The 8,040-nt window shown below is 68.5% G+C and carries 9 protein-coding genes and 1 pseudogene; all 10 read right to left on the bottom strand.

What is annotated here, in order from left to right:
* A partial coding sequence (locus AC1VAN_RS05390) for a copper homeostasis protein CutC (RefSeq protein ID WP_480985405.1) occupies nucleotides 1–676 on the bottom strand: 676 nt, incomplete at its 3' end.
* Nucleotides 673–1,671: a glycosylasparaginase gene (locus AC1VAN_RS05385; protein ID WP_059064083.1), complete on the bottom strand. Its 999-nt coding sequence runs from the start codon at nucleotides 1,669–1,671 to the stop codon at nucleotides 673–675. The genes AC1VAN_RS05385 and AC1VAN_RS05390, both read right to left, overlap by 4 nt.
* A 52-nt stretch (nucleotides 1,672–1,723) precedes the next feature.
* Nucleotides 1,724–2,746 (bottom strand): glucokinase, encoded by a 1,023-nt coding sequence (locus tag AC1VAN_RS05380; protein ID WP_032975527.1) that lies wholly within the window; start codon nucleotides 2,744–2,746, stop codon nucleotides 1,724–1,726.
* Between the two features lie 84 nt (nucleotides 2,747–2,830).
* Nucleotides 2,831–3,115, bottom strand: a complete 285-nt coding sequence (locus AC1VAN_RS05375) for a hypothetical protein (RefSeq protein ID WP_025874818.1) — start codon at nucleotides 3,113–3,115, stop codon at nucleotides 2,831–2,833.
* Nucleotides 3,116–3,163: 48 nt separating this feature from the next.
* Nucleotides 3,164–4,753, bottom strand: coding sequence for a calcineurin-like phosphoesterase C-terminal domain-containing protein (locus tag AC1VAN_RS05370; protein ID WP_032975528.1), 1,590 nt, complete (start codon nucleotides 4,751–4,753; stop codon nucleotides 3,164–3,166).
* Nucleotides 4,754–4,912: 159 nt separating this feature from the next.
* The gene (gene hisIE / locus AC1VAN_RS05365) at nucleotides 4,913–5,533 is read right to left on the bottom strand and encodes a bifunctional phosphoribosyl-AMP cyclohydrolase/phosphoribosyl-ATP diphosphatase HisIE (RefSeq protein ID WP_025874822.1); all 621 of its coding nucleotides are present in this window, start codon (nucleotides 5,531–5,533) and stop codon (nucleotides 4,913–4,915) included.
* A complete protein-coding gene (gene hisF / locus AC1VAN_RS05360; protein WP_442251201.1) occupies nucleotides 5,523–6,299 on the bottom strand; it encodes an imidazole glycerol phosphate synthase subunit HisF in 777 nt (258 codons plus the stop codon). Before hisF ends, hisIE begins: the two co-directional genes overlap by 11 nt.
* Entirely contained in the window at nucleotides 6,293–7,027 is a 735-nt protein-coding gene (gene hisA, locus AC1VAN_RS05355; protein WP_032975531.1) for a 1-(5-phosphoribosyl)-5-[(5-phosphoribosylamino)methylideneamino]imidazole-4-carboxamide isomerase, read from the bottom strand. The genes hisF and hisA overlap by 7 nt, the downstream gene beginning before the upstream one ends.
* Entirely contained in the window at nucleotides 7,024–7,626 is a 603-nt protein-coding gene (hisH, locus tag AC1VAN_RS05350; protein WP_025874829.1) for an imidazole glycerol phosphate synthase subunit HisH, read from the bottom strand. The genes hisA and hisH overlap by 4 nt, the downstream gene beginning before the upstream one ends.
* Nucleotides 7,623–8,040 (bottom strand): annotated as a pseudogene (locus tag AC1VAN_RS05345) (bifunctional histidinol-phosphatase/imidazoleglycerol-phosphate dehydratase); the annotation flags it as partial. The gene hisH and the pseudogene AC1VAN_RS05345, both read right to left, overlap by 4 nt.

Genomic DNA, 8,040 nt, shown 5'->3' with positions numbered 1-8,040 from the left:
AGTCCGGGTCCAGCCCGCGCAGGGCCGGGTTCTGGAACTGCATGGCCGAACGTCGTTTCCCCTTGGCCGAGGCATGCAGCTCGAGACAGCCGGTCTGCCGCGCCACGGCGGCGATGTTGCCCGGGCCCAGCCCTGCGCCGGCCATGACGCTGATCCTGCCGGCCGCCTGCGCGACCAGCGCGGCCAGTACATCGGCACCGGCGTCTGCGCTGGCCTGGCCGCCGGACGTCAGCACCCGCTGGCAGCCCAGCCCGATCACCTGCTCCAGCGCCGCCGGCAGATCGCGCGCGGCATCGAAGGCACGGTGGAAGGTCACCTGCAACGGGCCGGCCGCGCGCAGCAGGTCGCGGCACAGCGGCAGGTCGATATCGCCCTGCGCATCCAGCGCACCGATCACCACGCCATCGCAGCCCAGCGCGCGGCACTGGGTGATGTCGCGCAGCATCAGCTCGGTTTCCAGCGCGTCGTAGTGGAAATCCCCCGGACGCGGCCGCACCAGCACGAACAACGGAATCTGCAGCCGCTCGCGGGCGATGGCGATGCTGGCAAACGACGGCGTGGTACCGCCTTCGGCAAGGTTGTCGAACAGTTCGATGCGATCTGCRCCACCGGCCTGCGCGGCCAACGCCGAAGCCACCGAATTGCTGGCGATCTCCAGCGTCAGGCGYGCGCTCACGCCTGCGTGCTCGTATAGATCGACGGTGAGTCGCGYAGGTCATCCTGGCGCTGCGCATCGCACACCGCRTAGACGAAGCCGCGATGCAGTGCATAGGCACCCACCTCGCCCTGCTTGTTCATGGCAAGGAAGCAGACCTGCAGCGTGCGGCTGGCTTCGGGTCGCTTGCGCACCACCCGGTCGATCGCTTCGCGACAGGCCTGTGCCGGCGAACGGCCCTGGCGCATCAGCTCGACCACCAGGAACGAGGCCGCGTTGCGGATCATTTCTTCGCCCACACCCGAGGCGGTGGCCGCGCCCACGTCGTTGTCCACGTAAAGGCCGGCGCCGATGATCGGGCTGTCGCCGACCCGGCCGTGCAGTTTCCAGGCCATGCCGCTGGTGGTGCAGGCACCGGCCAGGTTGCCCTTGGCGTCCAGTGCCAGCATGCCGATGGTGTCGTGGTTATCGCTGTTGCCGGGAAGACCGCGGCGCTCGGCATTGATCTGCGGCGCGTACTTTTCGGTCTTCAGCCACTCACGCCAGGCCGCTTCGGCCTTCGGCGTCAGCAGGTGCTGGCGCTGGAAGCCCTGCTGCACGGCGAACTGCTGGGCGCCCTCGCCCACCAGCAGCACATGCGGGCTGTTCTCCATCACCCTGCGGGCCACCGACACCGGGTGCAGGATGTCGACCAGCGCAGCAACCGCGCCACAGCGGCCGTCACCATCCATGATGCTGGCGTCCAGGCTCAGCACGCCGTCGCGGTCCGGGTTGCCACAATGGCCGACGGTGGGATTGCACAGCTCGCTTTCGGCCCAGCGTGCACCGGCTTCCACCGCATCCAGCGCACTGCCGCCCTGCGCCAGTACCTTCCACGCGGCCTGGTTGGCCGGCACGCCGAAGTCCCAGGTCGAGACCACCTTGGCGCCACCGTGCGTACGCGCCTTCACCGCCGGCAACGCTGCCACGCCTGCGGCCAGTGCACCGGCCTGCAAAAACTGCCTGCGATCCACCATCTTCGCCTCCGTCTGCATGCTGCGCCCGCCGGCCCGATGCCGGCAGCGCCGATCAATCGTGCGCGGGGGTCCGCGCTGCGTGCCAGGCTGCGGCACCGAGCACACCCAGCTGGCCATGTTCGACCCGCCACACCGGCACCTGGCGCAGCACGTCGGTCAGCACCCCCTTGTTGAGGAAGCGCTCACGGAAACGGCCGTCGGCCAGGAAGTCCTGCACATGGGTGGAAATGCCGCCGGCCAGGTACACCGAGCGCGCGCCCACGGCGATCGCCGCGTCGCCGGCCAGGCTGCCCAGCCAGGCGCAGAACACCTGCAGGGTTTCCACTGCCAGCGCGTCGTCGCCTTGCCGCGCAGCCGCGATCAGCGCTTCGGTGCTGGTCCATTGCGGAGCCACGCCGCGCAGTTCGCACAGGCAGGGATACAAGTTCATCAGGCCGCTGCCGGACAGCACGCGTTCGTTGTCCACATGCGGCCAGCGCTGCAGCAGCTGGCCCAGCACATGCAGTTCCAGCGCATTGCCGGCGCCCAACGCAGCGTGTCCGATCTCGCTGGCCAGCACCGGGCGCTCGCCATCGGCGAAGCGCAACGCGGCGCCCAGGCCGGTGCCCGGCCCCAGCACCAGTGCCGGGAAGGTCTTGGCCGGATCGGCATCGCCATTCAGCGGCACCAGCGTGTCGGCCTGCAGGTAGGGAATGGCCAACGCCACTGCTTCGAAATCATTGATCAGCTGCAGGTCGGGCAGGCCCGACTCGCGGCGCGTCGCCGACAACGACACCGTCCACGGCAGATTGGCATTGATCAGGGTATCGCCGTCGAGCAGGCCGGCGATGGCGACCACCGCACTGGCCATCGGCTGGCCGAGACTGGCGGTGAAATCGGCCAGGATCGCCGCCAGGCTGGGGTGGTCGGCGCAGGCGTAGGTGCGGTAGCTGCCCAGCCGCGGCGCCTGCCCCGGCAGGGTCTCAGCCAACGCAAGACGAGCGAAGGTACCGCCGACATCGGCGACGACCAGGCTGCGGGGGACGCCGCTGCGGGCGGACTCGGATGGCGCCGGGGACACTGCTGCAACGTTCACGCTGGCCTGCTTGGATCGATTGAATCGTGCCGATTCTCAGGCATCGGACGGCCTTTGCCTAGCGCGACGACAGCGCCGCCCGGGTCACATGCCTTCCTGCTCGGCCACCTGCACACCGTCCACCAGCACCCGCAGGCGCTGCGGGCGGAACCCGGCGAACAGCAGCGGCCGGGTCCGCTCCACCAGCACTTCATGGCCGGCGATATGGCGCTGCCACGACTGTACCAGCGAGAACGAGAAGTGCGTGCCCGGATGCAGCGGATGCTGCACCCAGACCTTCTCGCTGGCGCTCTGCAGCATCATCGCGCCGGTGAACCAGTGGCGGCTGAGGGTGACCGGGGTGGTGCCGGCCATGAAGCGGATATCCATGCTGCGTCCTTTCGTGATGGAAGTTGGTGATGGCAGCCCGGCCCGCGCTCAGGGCTGCGCGGTCTGCAGGCTGTAGCTGGTGCTGGCGGTGAACACCGCACCATCGGGCTGGGTGGAGCGCACCTCGACCTTGTGGCTGCCCACGGCCAGGTCGGTCGGCAACGCGCCACGCCACAGGTGCGGCGAGGCGGTGGCTTCCGGCGAACGGTCGTAGCCGCGCAGCGTGGAAGCCAGGTCGTCGGCCACGTTCTCCACCAGCAGGCGCGGATCAGGCTGGCTGACCTGCTTCATCGGCTGCCAGGCGCCGCCATCGACGCGGTACTCGACCACGCTGGCGTCCTCGCCCATGTACACGTTGGCATAGATGCCCCACGCCGGGTACGCGCCCTTGCGCAGCACCTTCGGTGCATGCAGGCCGATCTGCTCGCTGGCGGCCGCACCGGCCACCCGGTACTGCAGGCGATAGCTGCCGTTGCCGGCCACGTCCAGCAACGCATAGCCCTTCGGCGTGCCGTCGCTCATGGTGCTGTCCGGTACGCCGGCGGCATTCTTCACGCCCGACCAGAACGCACCGCAGTTGGCACCGACGTTGTACTCGTGCAGCGGCCTGGCGCCCTGCCAGCCGTCGGCTTTACCGTGATAGACGTGCTGCTGGGTGTGGCTGTGGCCACTGAGCACCAGCACGTTGCGGAAGTCCTTCAGCAGGTCGAACAGGCGCTGGCGGTCGGCATGGCGGAAGGTCTCGCGCCCCGGTGCCGCATCGAACAGCGGGATGTGCATGCCCAGCACCAGCAGGCGGTCCTTGTGCAGGCCCTTCAGGTAGGCAGCGAGGAAAGCGAACTGATCCTCGCGCAGGCCACCCACATACCTGGGCTTGGCGTTGGGGTCGTACACCACGTCGTCGAGGAACACGAAACTGGCGCCCCCCTCTTCCACTGCATAGGTATCGGGGCCGTAGATGTTGCGCCAGCTGTCCAGCGAATGCGCATCATTGGCCGCGTCGACATCCAGGTCGTGGTTGCCGGGTACGTGGAACCACGGCACGCCAAGTTCGGTGGTGACCTTGTTGATCGCCGGGTACAGGGTCAGGTCGTCGTTGACGATGTCACCCAGGGTGGTGCCCAGGCGGGCCTTGGTCTGGCCCACCAGCGGCGCCACGATGGACTGCCGGTAGTAGCCGATGTCCTGCAGGCTGGCGGTCTGCGAGTCGGTGAACACCAGCATCTGGAAACCACGGCGGCTGTCATGCCGGTCGTTCTGCAGGGCGAAGTCCCAGTTGCGGGCAACGTCACTGGTCGCGGCGATGCCACCGTACTTCAGCGCCGGAGAACCATTCGGCCGGTAGTGCCGCCAGAACGACGGCAGGCCGTCGGCGGCCTTCGGGAAGGAATAGGCATCGGGCTTGATCACGAAGACCGTCTGCCCGTCACGCACCGGCAGGCTGTAGCTGCCGTCGGCGGCGGTCTTGACGATGGTTTCGCCGTTGGACACCTGCACGCCGGCCAGGCCCGGATCGGTCGCACCGCGGCCCGGCTTGCCGTCACGCTCCAGATAGACCTTGCCGCTGACCACGGTATCGGCGGCCCAGGCCGGCGAGGTCAGCAACAGGCAGCACAGCCAGGCGGCAGGCAGTTTCATGGGGGCGGTCCGGGAAAAAGAGACCGCCTATTGTAGATTCCGGCGATGACATCGCGCACGCGATTGCCGCTTTTCCTGTCGTGCCGGCCGCTGGCCGGCATTCCACCAGGCGTCCCTTGATCATCGGGTTGCCGGCCAGCGGCCGGCGCTACCGCACCTCTAACGATGGCGCTTTTCCAGCACGTCGCGGGCATCTTCCAGCGACAGCCCGCGCGCGCGCAGCAGCACCAGCAGGTGGTACAGCAGGTCCGACGCCTCGCCCAGCAAGGCCTCATCGTCCTGCGCCACCGCGGCCAGCGCCGTCTCCACGCCTTCCTCGCCCACCTTCTGCGCGATGCGGCGGATGCCGCCTTCGAACAGGGACGTCGTATAGCTGCCGGAGGGGCGCAGCGCCTCACGCACGGCGACCAGCTGGTCCAGGCCACCGAGGAAGTCCTTCGGTGCGCCGTCGAAGCAGCTTTCCGCGCCGGTGTGGCAGGTCGGACCTGCCGGGCGCGCCAGCACCAGCAGCGTATCGGCATCGCAATCGACGCTGATCGACTGCACCGCCAGCACATTGCCGGACTGCTCGCCCTTGGTCCAAAGACGCTGCTTGCTGCGGCTGAAGAAGGTCATGTGGCCGATGGCCAGCGTCGCTGCCAGCGACTCGGCGCTGACGTAACCCAGCATCAGCACCTGCAGGGTGTCGGCGTCCTGCACAACGGCCGGCAGCAGCCCATCGCCCTTGTCCCAGTCCAGCGTTTCCAGCGCCTGCGGCGACGGCCGCACATCAATAGACATCCCGCACCTCGATCTGCTGCTCGCGCAGGTAGCGCTTCAAGTCGGGAATGGCGATGGCGCCACTGTGGAATACGCTGGCCGCCAGCGCACCGTCAACGTCGGCCTGGTCAAAGGCCTGGGCGAAGTGCTCCATCGTACCCGCACCGCCCGATGCGATGAGGGGCACCTGGCACAGCGCACGTGCCTGGCGCAGCTGCTCGACGTCATAGCCACGGCGCACGCCATCGCTGTCCATGCAGTTCAGCACGATCTCGCCGGCACCCCGGCGCTGCGCCTCGACGATCCAGTCCAGCGTGCGCAGCGGCACTGCCTGGGTTTTGTCCGGGTCGCCGCTGAAACGGCGCACGCGCCACTGGCCGTCGTCCTCGCGTACCGAGTCGACACCGACCACCACGCACTGCACGCCGAATTCTTCGGCCAGTTCGCTGATCAGTTCCGGGCGGCCCAGCGCGGGCGAGTTGATCGAGATCTTGTCCGCACCGGCGAACAGCACACGACGCGCGGTCTCCACGCTGTCGATGCCGCCGGCCACGCAGAACGGGATATCGATCAGGCGCGCGATGCGCTCGATCCAGGCCACGTCCACCGACCGTGCCTCCGGGCTGGCGCCGATGTCATAGAACACCAGCTCGTCGGCACCCTGGTCGCGATAGCGCTGCGCCAGTTCAGCGATGTCCCCCATGTCGACGTGATCGCGGAAACGCACGCCCTTGACCACGCGGCCATCGCGCACGTCCAGGCACGGAATGATCCGGCGGCTCAGCATGCCAGCGCCTCCGCCAGGTCCATGCGCTGTTCCAGCAATGCCTTGCCGAGGATCGCGCCGCCACAACCGGCGGCCTGTGCCGCAGCCACGTCGGCCACATCGCGGATACCGCCTGACGCCTGTACCGCCACGCCCGGCAGCAACGCTGCGAGGTGCTGGTACAGGCTGATGTTGGGCCCGGCGAGCATGCCATCGCGGGCGATGTCGGTGCACAACAGGTGACGCATGCCGGCCTGTGCATAGCGTTCGGCCAGCGCATCCAGGGTCACCCCCGCGTTCTCGGTCCAGCCATGCACCGGCAGCTGCCATTGCCCCTGCGCGTCCTGCCGTGCATCGAGGGCGATGGTCAGCCGCTCCGGGCCGAACTCGCCCAGCCAGCCGATCACCTGCGCCGGCTCGCGCACCGCCAGTGAGCCGATCACCACGCGGCTGGCGCCGGCATCGAGGATGCGTGCCACGTCGTCACGGCCACGCACGCCGCCACCGGTCTGCACCTGCAGCGGGGTCTGCGCACGGATCGCGGCCAACAGCGGCGCCAACGTGTAGCCACCGGCACGTGCGGCATCCAGATCGACCAGGTGCATCCACTGTGCGCCCTGCGTGGCGAATGCCTGCGCACGCGGCAGCGGGTCGTCGCCATAGTGGGTTTCCTGCGCGTAGTCGCCCTGGCGCAGCCGCACGACGCGGCCGTCGCGGATATCCAGTGCGGGGTAGACGATGAAACTCATGCAGCGGTGCCCTCGAGGAAATTGCGCAGCATCAGCGAACCGGTATCGCCGGACCGCTCGGGATGGAACTGGGCGCCGAAGTAGCGGCCCTGCTCGACCACGGCGGTGAACAGGCCGCCGTGATCACAGGCGGCGACGGTATGGCTGTTCAGCGGCGCGGCATAGCTGTGCACGAAGTACGCACTGGCGCGCTCGGGAACCCCCTGCAGCAGCAGCGACGGGCGCAGCGGCAGCAGCCGGTTCCAGCCCATGTGCGGCACGCGGATGCCACAGGCCGGCACCAGCTTGCGCACCACGCCGGGGATCAATCCCAGCGTATCCACGCCGGCCTCTTCGGAGCGGTCAAACAACAGCTGCATGCCCAGGCAGATGCCCATCAAGGGCACCTGCAGCTGGCGCAGCGGCTCGACCAAACCCTGCGCATGCAGGCGCTGCATGCCGGGGCCGGCCGCGCCGACGCCGGGCAGGATCACCCGTTGCGCGCCGGCCAGGCCTTCGGCATCGCGGACCAGCTTCACCGTCGCACCGAGCCGTTCCAATGCGTAGCGCACCGAACCCAGGTTGGCACCGCCGGCATCGATCAGTACGACCTCGCTCACAGCGCCCCCTTGGTGGTCGGCAAGGCGGTGCCCTGCCGCGCCAGTGCCGGCCGCAGTGCACGTGCCAGGGCCTTGAAGCAGGCTTCAACCTTATGGTGGTCGTTGTCGCCACGCACCTGCAGGTTGAGGTTCAGCCCGCTGGCATCGCACAGCGAACGGAAGAAGTGCGGGACCAGCTCGGTCGGCATGTCGCCCACGCGCTCGCGCTTGAACTCGCCTTCAAACACGAAATACGGGCGGCCACTGAAATCCAGCGCAGCGCTGGCCAGGGTTTCATCCATCGGCAGGGTGAAGCCGTAACGGCCGATGCCGCGCTTGTCGCCCAGCGCCTCGCGCAGGGCCTGGCCCAGTGCAAGGCCGGTGTCTTCGATGGTGTGGTGCTCGTCGATGTGCAGGTCGCCCTCGGCGCGGATG

It is taken from the genome of Stenotrophomonas sp. 05L44_2 (assembly GCF_056665995.1).
This window is presented reverse-complemented; position numbering and strand designations above follow the sequence as displayed.

Excerpts from the sequence above, each read along its gene's own strand:
- AC1VAN_RS05375 (WP_025874818.1), bottom strand. The coding sequence starts at position 3,115 with ATGGATATCCGCTTCATGGCCGGCACCACCCCGGTCACCCTCAGCCGC.
- AC1VAN_RS05370 (WP_032975528.1), bottom strand. The coding sequence starts at position 4,753 with ATGAAACTGCCTGCCGCCTGGCTGTGCTGCCTGTTGCTGACCTCGCCG.
- hisIE (WP_025874822.1), bottom strand. The coding sequence starts at position 5,533 with ATGTCTATTGATGTGCGGCCGTCGCCGCAGGCGCTGGAAACGCTGGAC.
- hisF (WP_442251201.1), bottom strand. The coding sequence starts at position 6,299 with ATGCTGAGCCGCCGGATCATTCCGTGCCTGGACGTGCGCGATGGCCGC.
- hisA (WP_032975531.1), bottom strand. The coding sequence starts at position 7,027 with ATGAGTTTCATCGTCTACCCCGCACTGGATATCCGCGACGGCCGCGTC.